Source organism: Arthrobacter sp. Leaf141 (assembly GCF_001424565.1).
Classification (GTDB): Bacteria; Actinomycetota; Actinomycetes; order Actinomycetales; family Micrococcaceae; genus Arthrobacter.
In genome coordinates this window covers 53,207-72,050 of sequence record NZ_LMOL01000005.1, presented here as the reverse complement: position 1 = coordinate 72,050, position 18,844 = coordinate 53,207, and the positions used below count along the sequence as shown (strand labels likewise).

Sequence of the window (18,844 nt, the reverse complement as noted above, 5' to 3'; positions counted from 1 at the left end):
TTGGACCACATGCCCTACAGTGTGGTTAGACCACAGAGGTTCCGCCGCGGACCTGCCGGCCCAATGGAGGACGCCATGACCCACACCATCCAGCCCAACAATCCGGAAACCACACCGGCCACGGCCGCCACGGACGTTCCGGCCGCGCCTGTTTCCGCTCCCGCCGCCGCTGCGAAGTCAGTGCCCGCGGCCCTGAAGCGCCGGATCCCCAAGTACTCGGACCTGGCCCCGCTGATGCAGTTCAAAAAGCCGGAGTTCAGCAAGGAGGCGCGGCTCAAGCGCGCCAGCACCATCTGGGAACTGCGCGACATGGCCAAGCGCCGCACCCCGCAGGCACCGTTCGACTACACGGACGGTGCCGCCGAGGAGGAAATCACCCTCCGCCGCGCCCGCCAGGCGTTCCTGGACATCGAGTTCCGTCCGGGCATCCTCCGGAACGTCTCCAGCATCGACCTGAGCACCGAGATCCTGGGCAAGACCTCCCGCCTGCCCGTGGGCATCGCCCCCACCGGCTTCACCCGGATGATGCAGTCCGAGGGCGAGTACGCCGGCTCCCAGGCTGCCGAAGCCGCCGGGATTCCCTACACGCTCTCCACCATGGGCACCGCGTCCATCGAGGACGTCGCAGCGGCAGCCCCGAACGGCCGCAACTGGTTCCAGCTCTACCTGTGGACGGACCGCGACCGGTCCCTGGAACTGATCGAACGCGCCGCCAAGGCGGGCAACGACACCCTGATGGTCACGGTGGACACCGCCGTCGCCGGCGCCCGGCTGCGCGATGTCCGCAACGGCATGACCATTCCGCCGGCACTGACCGTCAAGACCGTCCTCGACGCCTCCTACCGGCCGGCCTGGTGGTTCAACTTCCTCACCCACGAGCCGCTGACCTTCGCATCGCTGTCCCGCTACACCGGCACCGTCGCGGACCTCATCAACTCCATGTTCGATCCCACCCTCACGTTTGAGGACCTCGACTGGCTGCGCGAGACCTGGAAGGGCAAGCTGGTGGTCAAGGGCATCCAGACCGCCGAGGACGCCCGCCGCGTGGTGGACCACGGGGCCGACGGTGTGGTGCTGTCCAACCACGGCGGCCGCCAGCTGGACCGGGCGCCCATCCCGTTCCACCTGCTGCCTGAGGTCAAGGAAGCCTTCACCAAGGACAACTCCGACGCCGCGATCATCCTGGACACCGGCATCATGAGCGGCGCGGACATCGTTGCGGCACTGGCCCTCGGCGCGGACTTCACGCTGATTGGCCGCGCATACCTCTACGGCCTGATGGCCGGCGGCCGGCTGGGCGTGGACCGCGCCCTGCAGATCCTGGAGAAGGACATGGCCCGCACCATGGCGCTGCTGGGCGTCAGCCGGATCTCGGAGCTCACCCCGGACCACGTCCGCCTGCTCAACAGGTAGCCCGAGCCCACCCCGGCCCCGCCCCCTCCCTCCCAACTGACTCGCAGTTGTTGTCGTTTTGAGCGCTGAAAACGACAACAACTGCGAGTCAGTTGGGTGAGGGCTACTTCTTGCGGCCGAACTTGGGGAGGTTCGCCAGCAGGTCCGCGGCCTTCGTGGCGGCACGGCCCACGGTGCGGCCAATCTGCTGGGGCACAGTGTCGTCGCTGAGCGGGGTGCCGGTGCCGCCGGGAATCACGACGGCGGCACTCAACTCGGCACCGTCCCGCACCAGGACATCCGCCGGGCTGGAGTCCGCAACGGCTGCCAGCGGTATGTCGGCTGCGGCGGGGCGGGCTGTGGTTTCTGCAGACGGGGCCGGTGCTGCGACCACAAACGCCGGAGCCTGGCCCGACCCAGGCGGCTGTACGGAAGGGGCCGTCTCCGCGGCAGCCCCGCCGCCGACGTCGAACGTCTCCAGCCAGCTGGCAATGCCCTCCAGCGGCTTCCGGTTCAGAGCGTAGTAACGCTTCTGGCCCTGGGCCCGCATGCTGACCAGCTGGGCCTCGCGCAGAACTTTCAGGTGCTTCGAAATTGTGGGCTGGCTCGCGGCCAGCTCCTCCACCAATTCCCCCACGGCCTTGTCGCCGGCACGCAGGGACACCAAAATGTCCCGCCGGGTCGATTCCGCAATGACGGCAAATACGTCGTCTGTCACCATGCCTCCCACCCTAGCGACATATACGCCGAAAGGCATCCACTATTTCGGCGGATGCAGTGCCCCGGCCGGGGGCGGTTTCAGTCAAACCACGGGTCCAGCCCATGCACCGGGAAAACGGCCTTGCGGGTGGCCATCACGGTGCGGTCCACGGCGTCGTTGGGATCAAATCCCACCTCCCAGGAACGCCACCACAGCTCCACGTCATCGCCCATCAGGCCCGGCGCAGCGGTCCCGAACTTCTCCTCCACATACCGGCGCCAGTCATCCGGCACAGGGGTCCGCAACGGCACCGGACGGCCCGCGGCGATTGCTATCAGGTGGCTCCAGGCCCGGGGAACCACTTGGAGCACGTTGTATCCACCGCCGCCGGTGGCGATCCAGCGGTCGCCGCAATGGCGTGCAGCCATATTCCCGACGGCGGTGACCGCCTCGCGTTGTCCGTCCACGCTGAGATTGAGGTGCGTGAGGGGGTCCCCGCGGTGCGAGTCGCAGCCGTGCTGGCTGACAATCACCTCCGGCGCAAAGGCAGCCACCAGTTGCGGCACCACGGCGTGGAAGGCCCGCAGCCAGCCGGCGTCCCCGGTCCCTGACGGCAACGCAACGTTCACCGCCGTTCCTTCGGCATTGGTCCCGCCGGTCTCGTTGGCGAAGCCGGTCCCGGGAAACAGGGTCAGGCCGCTTTCATGCAGCGACACGGTGAGCACCCTGGGATCGTCCCAGAAGATGCTCTGCGTCCCGTCGCCGTGGTGGGCGTCCACGTCGATGTACGCCACTTTGCTGACGCCGCCGTCCAGCAGCCGCTGCACGGCCAGGGCCGCGTCGTTGTAAATACAGAACCCGCTGGCCCTCTCCCGGGACGCATGGTGCATGCCGCCACCGAAATTCACCGCATGCAGCGCGGAGCCATCCAGGATCCGCGAGGCAGACATCAGCGAGCCGCCCGCCAGCCGGCCGGCGGCCTCGTGCATGCCGGCGAAGGCAGGATCATCATCGGTCCCCAGGCCGCGGGCCTGGTCAGTCTGGGTGGGATCGGAACTGACGCGGCGCACGGCCGCCACGAAGTCGGTGGAATGAACTGTCGACAGTTCCTGGTCCGTGGCCACTTCCGGGGCCGCGACGTCCACGTGCGGCAGGTCGAAGAGGCCCAGGCTGCCGGCCAGCCGCGCCGTCAGGTCCATCCGCTCAGGCGCCATCGGGTGGCCGGGACCAAAGTTGTAGGCCGTCATGGCAGGGCTCCACGCCACAGTGGTTGGCGGCGCGGGCTGGCTGAGACCGGGCAGGTATGTCATCAATCACAGGCTACCGGAGCGCGGTGCCCCGAAGCCCCGGCCATTACGCCGGTATTAGTGGTTTACTACTCAGGGAAGCAGTTTCGACCGAGGAAAAGCACACATGACGCAAAGCCAGTCGAGGCCCCGGAACCCGGCCAGCTGGCACCCCGCAGCGCAGGACCGGGAGGGCCTCTGGATCTTCACGCGGCTGCGCGACTTCATTGACGACATCGCCAACACCTCCCCCGCCCGCCTTGCCCTCAGCGCATTCGCCGCGGTGTGCCTGTTGTTCACGTTCCTGCTGTCCCTGCCGTTCGCCTCAGCCACGGGAACCCCCACACCCCTGTACCAGGCCATGTTCACGGCCGTCTCGGCAGTCTGCGTCACGGGCCTGACAGTGGTGTCGACGGCGGTGCACTGGTCGTTTTTCGGTCAGCTGGTCATCCTGGTGGGCATCTTCGTCGGCGGTCTCGGCACGCTGACACTCGCCTCGCTGCTCGCGCTGATGGTGAGCAAGAGGCTGGGCGTCCGCGGCAAGCTGATCGCCCAGGAAGCCATGAACAACGCTGGCCGCCTGGGTGAGGTGGGCACCCTGCTGCGGATCGTCATCACCACGTCGGTGGTGATCGAGGGGATCCTGGCGCTGACCCTGATCCCTCGGTTCCTCACCCTGGGCGAACCGTTCTGGCAGTCCGTCTGGCACGGTATTTTCTACGCCATTTCCGCGTTCAACAACGCAGGCTTCACGCCCCATTCTGACGGCATCGTCCCCTACGAGACGGACCTCTGGATCCTGGTTCCCCTCATGCTGGGTGTATTCCTGGGCAGCCTGGGCTTCCCCGTGGTGATGGTCCTGCAGCAGAACGGGCTGAACTGGAAGAAGTGGAACCTCCACACCAAGCTCACCATCCAGGTCTCGTTCATCCTCCTGGTCTCGGGCTCGGTTCTGTGGGGGCTGATGGAATGGGAAAACCTCCGGACCATCGGTGGCATGGACCTGGGCGACAAGATCACCCATTCCCTGTTCGCGTCCGTGATGACCAGGTCCGGCGGCTTCAACCTGGTGGACCAGAACCAGATGGAGTCCACCACCATGCTCCTCACCGACGCCCTGATGTTTGCCGGCGGCGGCTCCGCTTCAACAGCCGGCGGCATCAAGGTCACCACCATTGCCGTGATGTTCCTGGCCATCGTTGCCGAAGCCCGCGGCGACGCCGACGTAAAGGTTTATGGCCGGACCATCCCGCAGGGCACCATGCGGGTGGCCATCTCGGTCATCGTGGCCGGAGCCACGCTGGTCTCTGTGTCAGCGTTCCTGCTGCTCCACATCAGCGGCGAATCCATGGACCGGGTACTGTTCGAGACGATCTCCGCATTCGCCACCGTGGGGCTCAGCACCAACCTGAGCGCCGAGCTGCCGCCGGAAGGCGTGTATGTCCTGACGGCGCTGATGTTTGCCGGCCGTGTGGGCACCGTGACCCTCGCCGCCGGACTGGCGCTGCGCCAGCGCAGCCAGCTGTTCCACTACCCCGAAGAGAGGCCCATCATTGGCTAGTTCACCAGACGCTCCCCGCAGGCCGGCCCACAACGCACCCGTGCTGGTCATCGGGCTTGGCCGCTTCGGGTCGTCCACCGCTGAACAGCTGGTGAAGCAGGGCCGCGAAGTGCTCGCGATCGAACGCGACCGGAACCTGGTCCAGAAATGGGCACCGCTGCTCACCCACGTGGTGGAGGCGGACGCCACCAACATCGACGCGCTCCGCCAGCTGGGCGCGCAGGAGTTCAGCTCCGCCGTTGTGGGAGTGGGAACCTCCATCGAGTCCTCGGTGCTGATCACCGTAAACCTCGTGGACCTCGGCATCGAACACCTGTGGGTCAAGGCCATTACGCCCTCCCACGGCAAGATCCTCACCCGGATCGGCGCCAACCACGTGATTTATCCCGAAGCCGACGCCGGCGTCAGGGCCGCACACCTGGTGTCCGGCCGCATGCTGGACTTCATCGAGTTCGACGACGACTTCGCCATCGTGAAGATGTACCCACCCCGCGAAACGGTGGGCTTCACCCTTGACGAGTCGAAGGTCCGTTCCAAGTACGGGGTGACCATCGTGGGTGTGAAGTCTCCCGGCGAGGACTTCACCTACGCCCGGCCCGAAACCAAGGTCTCCTCCCGCGACATGCTGATCGTGTCAGGCCACGTGGACCTGCTGGAACGCTTCGCGGCAAGGCCCTGATCCCGGGCGGTGGCGGTGGACCAGGGCCTCAGCCGAGCTGTTGCGTGATTTCCGCTGCCCGGTCAGCGGCGGCGCGGGCGCCGGCGGCAATGATCGCGGGGATGCCCTGCTCGTCGAACGTTGCAATGGCGCGTTCGGTGGTGCCGTTGGGGCTGGTCACCGATTTACGCAGCGCGGCGGCATCGGCGCCTGGTTCCGCCAGCATAAAGCCGGCTCCGGCCACGGTTTCGCGGGCCAGGAGCTGGGACAGTTCGCGGTCCAGACCCAGTTCCTCGCCAGCGGTCGCCATGGCCTCGGCGAGGTAAAACGCGTAGGCCGGGCCGGAGCCGCTGATGGCCGAGAGCGCGTCCACGTGCTCCTCGGGTACCTCCACCACGGTTCCGGTGCCCTGCAGGAGCTCCTTGACCAGCTGCAGCTGGTCCGGGGAGCAGTTGGTGCCAGGGGAGACCGATACCACGCCGCGGCCAAGCCGGGCCGGCGTGTTGGGCATGGACCTGATGACGGGCTGGCCATCCGGCAGGGCAGCTTCAAGCTGGGCAAGGGACACCGCCGCCGCGACGCTGACCACGATGGTGTCCGGCGACAGGGAGCCGCTGATTTCGCGGGCCAGGTCGGCGATGCCCACCGGTTTGACGCCAAGGATGACCACGGCAGAGCCAATGCTGGCCTGCTTGTTGTTGTCCGGTTCCTCTTCGCCGGCAATGGCGGTGATTCCCGGATGGCGTTCGGCAAGTTCCGCAGCGCGACCGGCCCTCCGGACGGTGGCCACGATGTCTGCGGGACTTGTTCCCGATTCCACCAGGCCACCAAGGATGGCTTCGTTCATGGATCCACAGCCAAGGAATGCGATTCGGTTGCTCATGACTCCATCATTGCAGTTCGGCTGTTCCGGCGCAGATGTGAAGATTCCCAGCCGGCTCCCAGATCCACTGCAGGGACTTCACAAGTTGGGTCCCTAATGTAGTTATTACCTCATTGAGGGTGCGAGTGATGCGGCAGGGATGGGGATTCCTGCCCGAGGCACCGGAGGCCGGCAGCGGGTTTCCCCCCATTTTCCTGCTGCCGGCCCCGGTGCTTTCGCTTTTAACGCCAACGCCAGCGCCGAGAGCCAGGCGCCGGGAAAACCAACGGTCAAGCGCCGGCAGGAGCCTCGGCGGCAATGCGGCCTGCGGCCGCAGCAACGTGCGGCGCGGGCTCCAGCGGGCCGGCAAACACCAGCTGGTCCAGCCGCCGCAGGATGAGGCCCTCGCGCAGCGCCCAGGGGCAGATCCGGACCTTCTTGAATTTGAAGAGTTCCAGCGCCGCCTCCGCCACCAGGGCGCCGGCCAGGAGCTGGTGCGCGCGCGCCTCCGAGACACCCGGCAGGTGCAATCTGTCCTCGGCCTTCATGGCCGAGATCCGCTGCGCCCAGACGCCAAGGTCGAAGGCCTGCAGTTCACGTTTGATGTAGGGACCGGAGGCGCTGGGGGCTGCGCCGGCGATCCGGGCCAGCGAACGGAAGGTTTTGGAGGTTCCGGCCACCACGTTGGCCCTGCCAAGCCCGTCGAAGCTGCTGACTGCAGGCTTCAGCGTGGCCCGGATGTAGCGGCGGAGTTCCTTGACGCTGCGGGCCGAGGGCGGGTCCTCGGACAGCCAGTCGCGTGTCAGCCTGCTGGCGCCGAGCGGAACGGAGGTGGCCATCTCCGGCAGCTCGTCCTGGCCGAACGCCATTTCGAAGGAGCCGCCCCCGATGTCCAGGTTGAGGATGGGACCGGCGCCCCAGCCGTGCCAGCGGCGAACCGCGAAGAACGTCATGGACGCTTCTTCGCTGCCTGTCAGTTCCTGCAGGGTGACGGTGGTTTCGTGCTTCACCCGGGCCAGCACCGCCGCGCCGTTGGTGGCTTCGCGGATCGCGGAGGTACAGAACGCCAAGAGGTCATCGGCTTTGTGCCGGGCGGCGAACTCCCATGCCTCCAAAACAAACTCTGTCAGCTCATGCTGGCCCTCGTCACTGATGCTGCCGTCCGGCTCCAGGTACTGGACCAGGGACAGCGGCCGCTTGTGCGAAGCGAACGGCACAGGGCGCGCGCCGGGGTGGGCATCCACCAGGAGGAGGTGGACAGTGTTTGATCCAATATCAAGGACGCCTAGCCGCATCCTGCCATTATTCCCCCTGCGGGCAACCGCGCCGGCATCCCGGCACGCACCCCGGCGTCACAAGTCCTGCGTCACACGTTTTGGCTCAGGCTCCGGCCGGATCCGCGGCGGCGTCATCAGCGAGCTCGTCGGCGCGCTTGAAGTCGCGTTTGATGTTGGCCACGCCCTCGGGATTAATTTCGAAACCGTAGGCGGCGCCGGGGTTGATGACCATGCCCAGCTCCTCACCGATGTTGGCGATGATGGCGGCGCCCTGCGTGCCCAGCACGTTCGGGGCCGCTTCCAGGAACTGTCCGTCCACCCGGCTGGGGTGGGAGAACACAGCCAGGACGGGATCCCCGTCGGCGTTGCCAAGGACCAGCGGCTCCACCTGTGCGTCCAGGCCTTCCACACCATCGGGGCTGAGGATGTAGACCTCGCTGTTCAGGAACGACAGGATGACGTCCACGGGGCTGGCCTCGGGCTGGCCGCCCTGGGCGAGCTTCTCCTCGAGGTCGTTCAGGGGCGTGGGGTCGGTCATTGCAGGCTGTTCACTCATCCCCCTACCCGATCACGTTGCTCGCAGCACCGCAATTCCTGCCTGCCGGCCGGGCAGCCCGGACCGGAGACAATCCGCGCCCGGACCGGGCTGATCCCCGGTCCGGGACACGGCTTACTTCTTGGCAGCGGCCTTCTTTTTGGCAGGTGCCTTGCGGGCCGTCGTCGTGCGCTTGACCGGGCCCTTGGCGCGCTTCTCAGCCAAAAGCTCCACAGCCTGTTCCCGGGTGAGTTCCTCCAGGGAGGTGGCCCGCGGGACGGTGATGTTGGTGATGCCGTCGGTGATGTACGGGCCGAACCGGCCTTCCTTCACCACGATGTTCTTCTCCGAGACGGGGTCCGGGCCGAACTCGGCCAGCGGCGGAACCGCTGCGCGCGCCCCGCGCTGCTTGGGCTGGGAGTAGATTTCCAGCGCCTGCTCCAGCGTGATGGTGAAGATTTCCTCTTCCGTGCCGATGGAACGGGAGTCGGTGCCCTTCTTCAGATACGGGCCGAACCGGCCGTTCTGGACGGTGATGAGGTTGCCTTCGGCGTCCTCGCCCAGCGCGCGCGGCAGGCTCATAAGCTGCAACGCCTCATCCAGGGAGACGGAGTCCACGGTCATGGACTTGAACAACGAACCGGTGCGCGGCTTCGCCTTAACCGGCTTCTTGGGGGGCTTCGGCTTACCGTTTTTGTAATACTCCACCGGCTGGTTGGCGATCTGTTCCTCGGTCATTTCCGGAATGACTTCGGTGACGTAGGCGCCGTAGCGGCCGTTTTTGGCCACCACCGTGTGGCCGGTGTGCGGGTCAGCACCCAGCACCCGCTCCTCCGGCGCAGCGGTCTCCATGAGTTCCACGGCCTTGGCTGCGGTGAGCTCGTCGGGTGCGAGGTCCTCGGGGACGTTGGCGCGGGAGTTCTCCACAATTTCGCCGGTTTTGGGATCCACCGTGGCGGCGGAACTTTCCAGGTACGGGCCGAACTTGCCCACCCGCAGCGTGATCTCGTCCGTGATGGGGATCGAATTGATTTCGCGGGCATCGATCTCGCCGAGGTTGTTGACGATGCTGAGCAGGCCCGGGTCGGCGTCTTCACCGAAGTAGAAGTGCCGCAGCCAGGCAGCTCCGACAGCCTGGCCGTTGGCGATCTTGTCCAGGTCGCCTTCCATGTCCGCGGTGAATTCGTAGTCCACGTAGTCGGTGAAGTGCTGCTCGAGGAGGCGGATCACGGAGAACGCGATCCAGCTTGGCACCAGCGCGGAGCCCTGCTTCCGGACGTATCCGCGGTCCTGGATGGTGGAGATCGTCGAGGCGTACGTGGACGGCCGGCCGATGCCCTTCTTCTCCAGCTCCGCGGTCAGCGACGCTTCGGTGAAGCGCGGCGGCGGCGAGGTTTCGTGGCCAACTGCCAGGATGTCCGACGCCGTCAGCGCGTCTCCCTTGCCCACGTTCGGGAGGCGGCGGGCGTCGTCCGAGTCGTCGTCGCCGCGGCTTTCGTCCTTGCCTTCCTCGTAGGCGGCCAGGAAGCCCGGGAAGGTGATCACGGTGCCGGAGGCGGAGAATTCGGCGTCGCGGCCGTCCGTGGCGGTGGCGCCCAGGCGGATGGTGGCCGTGGAACCCTTGGCGTCACCCATCTGGGAGGCGACGGTCCGCTTCCAGATCAGTTCATAGAGGCGGAACTCGTCGCCGGAGAGCTGCTTGGCCACCTGCGCCGGGGTGCGGAAGGAGTCGCCGGCGGGACGGATGGCCTCGTGGGCTTCCTGGGCGTTGGCGGCCTTGCCGGAGTAGACGCGCGGGGTGGCCGGGATGTACTCCGGGCCGTACAGCTCGGATGCCTGCCGGCGGGCGGCCGTGACGGCCTCGTCGCTCAGCGAGGAGGAGTCGGTACGCATATAGGTGATGTAGCCGTTTTCGTACAGCCGCTGCGCCACCTGCATGGTGCTTTTGGAGGAGAACCGGAGCTTGCGGCCGGCTTCCTGCTGCAGCGTGGACGTGGTGAACGGCGCGGCGGGGCGCCGGGTGTACGGCTTGGTGTCCACGGAGCGGACGGCGAACGCGGCGTCCTGGAGCCCTGCTGCCAGCGACGTGGCCAGCTCCTCGTTGAGGTGGGCAACGTTGCGGGAGGTGAGGACGCCGTCGTCGTTGAAGTCCCGGCCTGTGGCCACCTTGGCACCGTCCACGGCAGCCAGTTTGGCCTTGAAGGAGCCGGACCCGGCCCCGAACTGGCCGGTCAGGTCCCAGTAGGACGCGGCGCGGAACGCCATGCGTTCGCGTTCGCGGTCCACCACCATGCGGGTCACCACGGACTGCACACGCCCGGCGGACAGGCCGCGGGCCACCTTGCGCCACAGCACCGGGGAGATCTCGTAGCCGTACAGGCGGTCCAGCACACGGCGGGTTTCCTGTGCGTCCACGAGTGCCGTGTCCACGTCGCGCAGGTTTCCCATGGCGCGCTGGATGGCTTCCTTGGTGATTTCGCCGAACGTCATCCGGTACACCGGAACCTTGGGCTTCAGCACTTCCAGCAGGTGCCACGCGATGGCCTCGCCCTCGCGGTCCCCATCAGTTGCGAGGTAAAGTTCGTCGGCATCTTTGAGCGCGGCTTTGAGCTCGGACACCTTCTTCTTTTTATCCGCTGACACGACGTAATAAGGCTTGAAATCGTGGTCAATGTCGACGGCGAACTTGCCGACGGAGGTCTTTTTCAGTTCCGCGGGAAGCTCGGACGGCTGCGGCAGGTCACGGATGTGACCGATGGAGGCCTCAACGATGAAACCCTCGCCGAGGTACTTGGCGATGGTCTTGCTCTTGGCCGGAGACTCCACAATCACGAGTTTCTTGCCGGTTTTGGCCTTGCTTGGCACGATGCTCCTACAGAAAAAGGTTGCTGGGGCAGATGAGCCCATATTGGCCTAGTTCACCATATTTTGGGCCAATGTGCGCATTCCTGTGGAAAACACCGGCCTCCGCGAAGCGGCCGGAACGGGTCAGCCGGCCGCCCGAAGGAGGAAGCCGTCGCGGACCAGGTTTTCCACTTCGGCGAGCAGTTCCTGCCGGAAGGACAGGGCATCGAATCCGTCCTCCCCGGCCAGGCTTCCGCCCAGCAGGGCCTCCAGCGCACCGGCGATCTGGCCGGCGGTCAGGTCGCCGTCGCAGGCGGACACAAACCCCGCCAGTGCGGTGCTCAACAGGTTGGTCCGGCGCAGGCCGGCGCCCTGCCGGAGCAGGATCACGCCCGGGTGCTCGGCACCGGGACGCTGGTGCCGTTCCTCCGTGACGTCCTCGGCCACGATGAGGTGCGCCGCTTCGATGCTGTCCGCTGCCACGTCGTCGTTGCGCTCCACGGCGGCGCCCAGATGCGGGCCGATGGGTTGCTCGATGGGGTAGGTGATTTCCTCGAACCGGCTGATGGTGGCCTGGCCGGGGGCCGCGGGCCGGCGGAGCCAGACCATGCCGAACCCGATCCCTGCCACGTTCCGGCTTGCGAAGTCCGCGAGGTAGGCCCCGTAGGCCTCCCGGTAGTGGTCCCGGTTCCGGGACTCGGAGGCGTCCTGCAGCCAGGTTTCGGCGTATTGTTCGGGGCTGACCTGCTCGCGCTGGATGAACCAGGCGTCGGTGCCGGGGCTGACCCAGGCCCGGGGCCGGTGGTGCCATTCAGTGCCGGCCTCCACTTCCCAGTTGCCCAGCAGCTGCGCCGTCCCGCCCGGGGACAGCAGGCCGGGAAGCCCTGCCACGAGGGAGGCCACGATGTCGTCACCGGGGAGGCCGCCGTCCCGGTAGGTGAACTGGCCGGCGGCGTCCTCGCCTGACCGGCGCGGGGTGATCACGAACGGCGGGTTGGAAACCACCAGGTCGAATTCCTCACCGGCCACGGGCTCCAGCAGTGATCCCAGGCGAAGGCTCACCCGGTCCGCCAGCCGGTCCGGGTCCACGGACAGGGCCTCGGCGTTGAGCAGGATATTGAAGCGGGCAAAAGCCAGGGCCCGTTCGGAGATGTCCGTGGCGGTGACGTGTTCGCAGTGATGCAGGAGATGGAACGCCTGGATGCCGCAGCCCGTGCCCAGGTCCAGGGCCCGTTCCGTGTGGCGGCGCACGGTGGTTTGGACCAGGGTGGTGGAGGCCTGCCCGATGCCCAGCACGTGGTCGTGCCGCAGCACGCCTTCCTGCTGGTGGGCGGCGAGGTCGCTGGCCACCCAGAGTTCGGCGCCGCCGCTGCCGTCCGTGTTGACATCCCAGCCGTAGGGGCGCAGGTCGGCGCGCGCTGCGAACCGCGCGGTGCCGGGGACGGGCTCAACGAGTCCCAGCTCCACCAGGCCGTCCGCACCCAGGCCCGGCAGCGCGGCGTCGAGCGCCACCCGTTCCTGCGGTTCGGCGAGGAGCCAAAGACGGACGACGGCGGCCAGCGGCCCGGTGCCGCTGTCACGGCTGGCGGCGGCATCCGTGGCGAGCTGGGCCGGGATGATCTGGTCCCGGTTCAGGGCAGCGGAGGCTGACGGGCCCAGCAGCTGCGCCACGCCGTCCAGCGTGTAACCGGCGCGGCGCAGGTCCGCGGCCAGGGCCTGCAGCAGGTGCGGCCGGTCGCTTCGCGGGGCATCGGGGGTGTTGCCGGCGGTGAACTCGAATGGGGATTTAGGCACCGGCCAAGTTTAGTCCGGTCCTCCGCCGGCTCCCGAGGTGCCATGCCACCCTGCGCAGGCGGTAGCGTGGAAGCATGCCTTCCTGCCTCCCTGCCCTCCTGCGTGCGCGCCGTCCTGCCGGGCCCTCCGGCCTGTACGGGCCCCTGCGCCCGCCGGCCCGCAGGCCCGCCGCCTGGGCCGCACTGGGGGCGTTGGTCATGGCAGCGGCACTGTCGGGATGCTCGACCGGGCTGTCCGTGGAAAATGCAGACGTCCCACAGTGGCGGGCCACGGCCCTGCCCACCGACCCAGGCACCCTCCTCCAGGATGAAGGGAAAATCCTCAACCGGGACCGGATCAGCCAGGAAGCGGCGGATGTTCCGGCGGGTCGGTACACCCTGTCCGTGACCTGCGAAGGCGGCGGAAAAGCGTTCTTCGCCGTGTCCGTTGACGGGGTTGAAATAGTGGACGCAGGTGCGGCCTGCAACGGCAGCCTCGAGACCACACGCTTCACGGTCCCGTCGGCCGGGACCCTGGACATCAGCGCGTCCAGCGTCGACGCGCCGCTGATCTTTGCGTACCAGGTGACGCCCACGCAATAAGGCCTGCAGCACTGGCCCGGCCGCCACCGCAGGCATACAGTCGACGTATGCCCACCGTGCGGGAATCCTCCGCGCCCCGTGGCCTGCAAAGGGCACGGGCTACGCAGGCACGGACCCTCACGGCCACCTTTGGGCGTGCGTCAGTGGGGTTGCTGGTGCTTGGGTCCTCCGTCGCCCTGACTGGCTGCGAATATTCGTACGACGACGGCCTGCCGCGTTCAGCGCCCCAATCCACCGCCGCGCCCGCAACCCCCGAACCCGACATCACCTACGATCCGCTCCGCCGGGAACCTGTGCCGCCGGACGGGCTGGCTGACTGGGTGGCCCGGACCTTGCCCAATGCTTCCCAGCCGGTGGCGTACGCCGGTGCCGGCGTGTTGGCGCCCGGCGAGGTCCTCAAGGAGGACACTCCGGTTCTGGCGGCCGGCACCTATGCGCTGGCGTTGGCCTGCCGGAGCCTGCGGCGCGTTGTGTTTACCTTCCGCACCGACGCCATGGACCTCGCGGACCTGGCCCAGCGATGCGGCATCAACCGCGAAAGCATCGTCTACCTTGCCTCGGACACGGCAGTGCACGTCACGGTGGAGGCCGGCTCCGCAGCCAACTACGCTTACCGGTTCCGCCGGTTCCCTTAGGCGGCGCAGCCTTCCGGGCAGCGCAGGGTTTCCGGGCTGGCAGCGCACTCGGAGCAGTACAGCGTCAGGGTGCGGCAGCTGGGGTTGGAACAGTTCTCGAATTTGCTGGTCGGGGCTGCGCAGCGGACGCACTGGCCGATGGTTTTTGCGTCCTCGCTGAATTCCAGGTGCATCCGCTTGTCAAAAACGTACAGCGACCCTTCCCAGAGACCCTGGTCCTTGAAGGTCTCGCCGTACCTGACAATCCCGCCGTCCAGCTGATACACCTCTTTGAAACCTCGGTTGACCATCAGGCTGGACAGGACCTCGCAGCGGATGCCGCCGGTGCAGTAGGTGACCACGGGTTTGTCTTTCAGCGCGTCGTACTTGCCTGACTCCAACTCCTTGATGAAGTCGTGCGTGGTGGCCACATCGGGCACCACCGCGTCCTTGAACTTGCCGATCTGGGCCTCGAAGGCGTTCCGGCCGTCAAAGAACACCACGTCCTCGCCGGCCTGTTTCCGGTTGGCCACCAGCTCGTGCAGTTCCTCGGGCTGGAGGTGCTTCCCGCCGCCCACCACACCGTTCGCGTCCACCTTGAGTTCCCCGGGCGCGCCGAAGGAGACAATCTCATCGCGCACCTTGACGCTCAGCCGCGGGAAGTCCGCTGCGCCGCCGTCGGACCATTTGATGTCGATGCCTGCAAAGCCCTTGTATTCGCGGGTTGTCTTTACGTACTGCTTTACCGCGCCGATTTCGCCGCCCACCGTGGCGTTGATGCCGTCCCGGGAGATCAGGATCCGGCCCGTAAGGCCGAGCTTCTCGCAGAGGGCACGCTGCCAGAGCCGGACGGCGTCCGGGTCTGAGAGGGGGGTAAAGCCGTAAAAGAGCACAATTCGGTCTAAAGCCACGTATTTAAGGGTACCGGCTCGGGTTCCCGGACACCGTCCGCCCGCCGCAGGGTGCCTGCGGCCGGGGCGTTGGCGCATCACGATTGGATAAGCACTGTTGCAGCCACTGTTGCTGGCCGTCGGGCTGGAATAGTCTCATGCCATGAGCCCGGAAACCACGATTGAAGACATCACAGGCCTTCTTGAACTATGGGTGGCCGGCTGGGCGGGTTGCCGCGGCTACCGCACCTCCACCGAGGGCCGGTTCCCTGCCGCCTTGCGGTCCGAGAGCAGCGGGGACTGGGAATTCTTTGCAGCCGACCCCTCGGACGCTGAATTTGCCGAACTGGCAGCCAAGGTGGCGGTGGCGCCGGCCATGGTCCTGACCATCCTCACCAACGACACCGCCCGGTACGCCCGGCTGGCGCAGCAGCACAGGCTCAACGTGACCTCGGATTCGCAGACCATGATGATTGTGGACATGGAAACCCAGGACGCCGAGGATCCGTGGCTGCCTGACGATGACCTGGAACTGTCCACCTCCGAAACGGACGGCGTGCACTACGCCGAAGTGCGGTCCGGCGAAACCATCGCCGCCAGCGGCAGGCTGTTTGTGGTGGGCAACACCGCGGTGTTCGACAAGATTGTTACGGACCCGGCGTTCCAGCGCCGCGGCCTGGGCAGTTTCATCATGCGGGCCCTCGCGGCGCAGGCCTTCGGCCATGATGTGCTGAACGGGCTGCTGCTGGCCTCCAGCGACGGCCAGAAACTGTATTCCCACCTCGGCTGGACCGCAGTCTCCCGGGTTCTGATGCTTTCGGCAGACCACAACGGCGGGGACCTTTCCCTCAGCTGACGGCCGGGCGCCGGCCGCCGGTTACCCCTTGGGCGGATTCGGCGTCGCCGGGTGCCGCCGGATGAAAGAATGTCGGGGTGAACCCCCATGACTCCCTGATTCCCCTGCTGGGCCGCGGCCCGGATCCGGAACAGCTCCGTCATGTCCGCACCATCCCGGCACGCGAAGCAGTGCACGCGACGTGGCCGGAATGGGTGCACCCCGACGTTGTGGCGGCCTATGGCACGTTGGGGATCCACGAACCCTACAAGCATCAGGTCCACGCGGCAGACGTGGCCCACGCCGGCAGGCATGTTGTGGTGGCCACCGGAACGGCGTCTGGCAAGTCGTTGGCGTATCAGTTGCCTGCCCTGGACGCCATCCACCGTTCGGAGCTGCGGGTGCTCGCTGAACCCGGCAGGATCCACGACGACGGCGCCGTGACCCTTTACCTCTCCCCCACCAAGGCGCTGGCGGCCGACCAGCTTAATGCGATCCGGGCCCTGAAGCTGCCTACCGTCCGCGCGGAAACCTACGACGGCGACACCGACCCGGCATCCCGGCGCTGGATCCGGGACCACGCCAACTTCATCCTGGCGAACCCGGACATGCTGCACTTCGGGATCCTTCCCAACCATGCGTGGTGGGCCGGGTTCTTCCGCCGGCTGCGCTACGTGATCGTTGATGAGGCGCACAGCTACCGGGGTGTGTTCGGCTCGCACGTGGCCAACCTGATGCGGCGGCTGCGGCGGATCTGTGCCTACTACGGGGCGGGAACGTCCTTCCCGGAGCCGGTGTTCATCGCGGCTTCCGCCACGGCTTCGGACCCGGATACCTCGTTCTCCCGGTTGATCGGCGCCCCGGTGGAGGCCGTGTCCACGGACTGCTCGCCCCACGGGGCCACCACAGTGGCTTTCTGGGAGCCGGCGCTGACCGAGGCCCGGGGCGAGAACGGCGCCAACGTGCGGCGCACCGCTGTGGCCGAAACAGCGGACCTGCTGGCCAACCTGGTGTCGGCGCGCATCCGCACCATCGCGTTCATCAAGTCGCGGCGCGGGGCGGAGACCATCTCGGCCATCACCAAGCGCCTTCTGGACGAGGTGGATCCCAGCCTGCCGCAGCGGGTGGCAGCCTACCGCTCGGGGTACCTTCCTGAGGAGCGGCGGGCGGTGGAGAGGGCCCTCCGCTCCGGGGAACTTCTGGGGGTGTCCAGCACCTCGGCGCTGGAACTGGGCATCGATATTTCCGGGCTCGACGCCGTCCTCGTTGCCGGCTGGCCGGGGACCCGGGCGTCCCTGTTCCAGCAGATCGGCCGGGCCGGCCGGGCGGGGCAGGACGCCATCGCCGCCTTTGTGGCCAGCGACGATCCGTTGGATACGTTCCTGGTGAACCATCCGGAGGCGATCTTCGACGTTTCCGTGGAAGCCACCGTGTTTGACCCATCCAACCCCTACGTCCTGGGACCGCACCTGTGCGCCGCGGCAGCTGAACTTCCGCTGGGAACCGGCGAACTGGCCCTGTTTGGTCCTTCGGCCGAGGGACTCCTGGATCAGCTGGTGGCGCAGGGATACCTCCGTCGCCGGCCCGCGGGGTGGTTCTGGACGCATTCACAGAGTGCCGCCGCCATGGTCAATCTCCGGGCGGACGGCGGCGGGCCGGTCAACATCGTGGACGCCGACACCGGGTCCCTGCTGGGGACCATGGATTCCCCGCAAACGCACTACCAGGCCCACACCGGGGCCGTGTACGTCCATCAGGGGGACAGCTACGTGGTGGAGGACCTCAACGAGGACGACCACTGCGTGATGGTGCGCCGGGCCAATCCCGATTTTTACACCACGGCCCGCGATGTCACCCAGATCGAGGTCCTCGAGACCCAGCGGACCGCCACGTGGGGCGACGTTTCGGTGCATTTCGGCGAGGTCAAGGTGACCACGCAGGTGGTTTCCTTCCAGCGCAAGGCTTTGATCTCCAACGAGGTCCTCGGCGAGGAGCCGCTGGAACTCGGCGCGAGGGATCTTTTTACCAAGGCGGTGTGGTTCGAGGTGGGGAACCGGTCCCTGACCGGGGCTGGGCTCGTCGAAGCCGAATTTCCCGGCGCCCTGCACGCCGCCGAACATGCGGCCATCGGCTTGCTGCCGCTGGTGGCCTCCAGTGACAGGTGGGACATCGGAGGGGTTTCCACAGCGCTGCACGCCGACACCGGAGTGCCCACCATCTTCGTCTATGACGGACACCCTGGCGGGGCAGGTTTCGCCGAACGCGCCTTCGACAAGGCCAAGGTCTGGCTGACGGCCACCCGCGACGCCATCCGGGCCTGCGAATGCGAGTCCGGTTGCCCCTCCTGTGTCCAGTCCCCTAAGTGCGGGAACAAAAACAACCCTTTGGACAAGGCCGGCGCCGTGACGCTCCTGGGGGTGCTCCTGAAGGACGCAACCGAAGCGATGCCGCCGGCTCCTGCAGGTTCCGCCGGTTGGGGCCAGGACCACAACCGGCCAGCGCCAGCCGACGGCAGCACCGGCTGACCAGGAGTTCACGGCGCCGGACCGGACCTGCAGTTCACGGCGGCAGACCTGACCAGCAGTTCACAACGGCTCACCTGACTTCGGTCACGGCGGCGGACCGGCTCTGGCATGGCCCGTTGCCGGACCCAGCAGGGTCCGCCGGAGCATTTCCGTCCGAACCTCCACCGACAGGTCGGAGCGCGGTAAACAGCTCAGCAGCGCGGCGGCATGGCGCGCCGCAACCACGGACGCCGCCGCGCACGGGTCCCCCGCCGTAATTCCGCGGTGGGCGTCCGCGGCTGCGAGCGCTGCCAGATCGGCTGCGGCCGCCGCACGGCTGGCCAGCACCGCAGACTGGGCCAAGAGGAGGACCAGCGCGGTGGCAAGCATAACCACAACCGCAAGCCCCAAGGCCAGCACCGTCCCCGAGCCGCGCTCCCTGCGCTCATCCGTTGGATGAGCCCGTTTCTTTACCGTTGGCATGCCATCTCCTGAACTGGTTTTCTTCCTC

16 protein-coding genes are annotated in these 18,844 nt (G+C 67.1%); 7 read left to right on the top strand and 9 right to left on the bottom strand.

The window, feature by feature from the left end:
- Window positions 1–75 precede the first annotated feature (75 nt).
- Complete coding sequence (locus ASF72_RS02895; RefSeq protein ID WP_056596453.1) at window positions 76–1,413, top strand: alpha-hydroxy acid oxidase; 1,338 nt, start codon at window positions 76–78, stop codon at window positions 1,411–1,413.
- A 103-nt stretch (window positions 1,414–1,516) separates the two neighbouring features.
- Here the strand turns inward: ASF72_RS02895 and ASF72_RS02890 are convergent, their stop codons facing one another.
- A complete protein-coding gene (locus ASF72_RS02890; RefSeq protein ID WP_056596450.1) occupies window positions 1,517–2,113 on the bottom strand; it encodes an ArsR/SmtB family transcription factor in 597 nt (198 codons plus the stop codon).
- Between the two features lie 77 nt (window positions 2,114–2,190).
- Window positions 2,191–3,402, bottom strand: coding sequence for an acetoin utilization protein AcuC (locus ASF72_RS02885; protein ID WP_056596447.1), 1,212 nt, complete (start codon window positions 3,400–3,402; stop codon window positions 2,191–2,193).
- A gap of 103 nt (window positions 3,403–3,505) precedes the next feature.
- Between ASF72_RS02885 and ASF72_RS02880 the strand changes: the two genes are divergently transcribed.
- Both ASF72_RS02880 and ASF72_RS02875 read left to right on the top strand, forming a co-directional pair.
- On the top strand, window positions 3,506–4,939 hold the full coding sequence (locus tag ASF72_RS02880; RefSeq protein WP_050687439.1) for a TrkH family potassium uptake protein: 1,434 nt from the start codon (window positions 3,506–3,508) through the stop codon (window positions 4,937–4,939).
- A 40-nt stretch (window positions 4,940–4,979) separates the two neighbouring features.
- Entirely contained in the window at window positions 4,980–5,618 is a 639-nt protein-coding gene (locus ASF72_RS02875) for a potassium channel family protein (protein ID WP_018761823.1), read from the top strand.
- 28 nt (window positions 5,619–5,646) lie between these two features.
- Here ASF72_RS02875 and proC read toward each other — a convergent pair whose 3' ends face one another.
- The 5 genes from proC to ASF72_RS02850 form a co-directional block, all read right to left on the bottom strand.
- The gene (gene proC, locus ASF72_RS02870; RefSeq protein ID WP_050687435.1) at window positions 5,647–6,480 is read right to left on the bottom strand and encodes a pyrroline-5-carboxylate reductase; all 834 of its coding nucleotides are present in this window, start codon (window positions 6,478–6,480) and stop codon (window positions 5,647–5,649) included.
- A 269-nt stretch (window positions 6,481–6,749) separates the two neighbouring features.
- Window positions 6,750–7,754, bottom strand: coding sequence for a Ppx/GppA phosphatase family protein (locus tag ASF72_RS02865; RefSeq protein ID WP_050687433.1), 1,005 nt, complete (start codon window positions 7,752–7,754; stop codon window positions 6,750–6,752).
- Between the two features lie 85 nt (window positions 7,755–7,839).
- Complete coding sequence (locus tag ASF72_RS02860; RefSeq protein ID WP_056596444.1) at window positions 7,840–8,292, bottom strand: SseB family protein; 453 nt, start codon at window positions 8,290–8,292, stop codon at window positions 7,840–7,842.
- A 114-nt stretch (window positions 8,293–8,406) separates the two neighbouring features.
- Window positions 8,407–11,136 (bottom strand): type I DNA topoisomerase, encoded by a 2,730-nt coding sequence (gene topA, locus ASF72_RS02855; RefSeq protein ID WP_056596439.1) that lies wholly within the window; start codon window positions 11,134–11,136, stop codon window positions 8,407–8,409.
- Between the two features lie 123 nt (window positions 11,137–11,259).
- Window positions 11,260–12,909: a N5-glutamine methyltransferase family protein gene (locus ASF72_RS02850; RefSeq protein ID WP_056596435.1), complete on the bottom strand. Its 1,650-nt coding sequence runs from the start codon at window positions 12,907–12,909 to the stop codon at window positions 11,260–11,262.
- A 74-nt stretch (window positions 12,910–12,983) separates the two neighbouring features.
- Between ASF72_RS02850 and ASF72_RS02845 the strand changes: the two genes are divergently transcribed.
- Together ASF72_RS02845 and ASF72_RS02840 are read left to right on the top strand one after the other, a co-directional pair.
- Window positions 12,984–13,490, top strand: coding sequence for a DUF6023 family protein (locus tag ASF72_RS02845; protein ID WP_056596430.1), 507 nt, complete (start codon window positions 12,984–12,986; stop codon window positions 13,488–13,490).
- 47 nt (window positions 13,491–13,537) lie between these two features.
- Window positions 13,538–14,125 (top strand): hypothetical protein, encoded by a 588-nt coding sequence (locus tag ASF72_RS02840; protein ID WP_056596426.1) that lies wholly within the window; start codon window positions 13,538–13,540, stop codon window positions 14,123–14,125.
- Here ASF72_RS02840 and trhO read toward each other — a convergent pair.
- The gene (gene trhO, locus ASF72_RS02835; protein WP_056596423.1) at window positions 14,122–15,015 is read right to left on the bottom strand and encodes an oxygen-dependent tRNA uridine(34) hydroxylase TrhO; all 894 of its coding nucleotides are present in this window, start codon (window positions 15,013–15,015) and stop codon (window positions 14,122–14,124) included. The genes ASF72_RS02840 and trhO overlap by 4 nt on opposite strands.
- Before the next feature lie 142 nt (window positions 15,016–15,157).
- On the opposite strand from trhO, the gene ASF72_RS02830 reads away from it, so the two are divergent.
- Both ASF72_RS02830 and ASF72_RS02825 read left to right on the top strand, forming a co-directional pair.
- The gene (locus ASF72_RS02830) at window positions 15,158–15,850 is read left to right on the top strand and encodes a GNAT family N-acetyltransferase (protein WP_056596421.1); all 693 of its coding nucleotides are present in this window, start codon (window positions 15,158–15,160) and stop codon (window positions 15,848–15,850) included.
- A 77-nt stretch (window positions 15,851–15,927) separates the two neighbouring features.
- A complete protein-coding gene (locus ASF72_RS02825; protein WP_157370879.1) occupies window positions 15,928–18,354 on the top strand; it encodes a DEAD/DEAH box helicase in 2,427 nt (808 codons plus the stop codon).
- Window positions 18,355–18,438: 84 nt separating this feature from the next.
- Here the strand turns inward: ASF72_RS02825 and ASF72_RS02820 are convergent, their stop codons facing one another.
- On the bottom strand, window positions 18,439–18,816 hold the full coding sequence (locus ASF72_RS02820; protein WP_056596419.1) for an Rv3654c family TadE-like protein: 378 nt from the start codon (window positions 18,814–18,816) through the stop codon (window positions 18,439–18,441).
- Between the last annotated feature and the right edge of the window lie 28 nt (window positions 18,817–18,844).

Excerpts from the sequence above, each read along its gene's own strand:
- ASF72_RS02895 (WP_056596453.1), top strand. The coding sequence starts at position 76 with ATGACCCACACCATCCAGCCCAACAATCCGGAAACCACACCGGCCACG.
- ASF72_RS02890 (WP_056596450.1), bottom strand. The coding sequence starts at position 2,113 with ATGGTGACAGACGACGTATTTGCCGTCATTGCGGAATCGACCCGGCGG.
- ASF72_RS02885 (WP_056596447.1), bottom strand. The coding sequence starts at position 3,402 with ATGACATACCTGCCCGGTCTCAGCCAGCCCGCGCCGCCAACCACTGTG.
- ASF72_RS02880 (WP_050687439.1), top strand. The coding sequence starts at position 3,506 with ATGACGCAAAGCCAGTCGAGGCCCCGGAACCCGGCCAGCTGGCACCCC.
- proC (WP_050687435.1), bottom strand. The coding sequence starts at position 6,480 with ATGAGCAACCGAATCGCATTCCTTGGCTGTGGATCCATGAACGAAGCC.
- ASF72_RS02865 (WP_050687433.1), bottom strand. The coding sequence starts at position 7,754 with ATGCGGCTAGGCGTCCTTGATATTGGATCAAACACTGTCCACCTCCTC.
- ASF72_RS02860 (WP_056596444.1), bottom strand. The coding sequence starts at position 8,292 with ATGAGTGAACAGCCTGCAATGACCGACCCCACGCCCCTGAACGACCTC.
- ASF72_RS02845 (WP_056596430.1), top strand. The coding sequence starts at position 12,984 with ATGCCTTCCTGCCTCCCTGCCCTCCTGCGTGCGCGCCGTCCTGCCGGG.
- ASF72_RS02840 (WP_056596426.1), top strand. The coding sequence starts at position 13,538 with ATGCCCACCGTGCGGGAATCCTCCGCGCCCCGTGGCCTGCAAAGGGCA.
- ASF72_RS02830 (WP_056596421.1), top strand. The coding sequence starts at position 15,158 with ATGAGCCCGGAAACCACGATTGAAGACATCACAGGCCTTCTTGAACTA.
- ASF72_RS02820 (WP_056596419.1), bottom strand. The coding sequence starts at position 18,816 with ATGCCAACGGTAAAGAAACGGGCTCATCCAACGGATGAGCGCAGGGAG.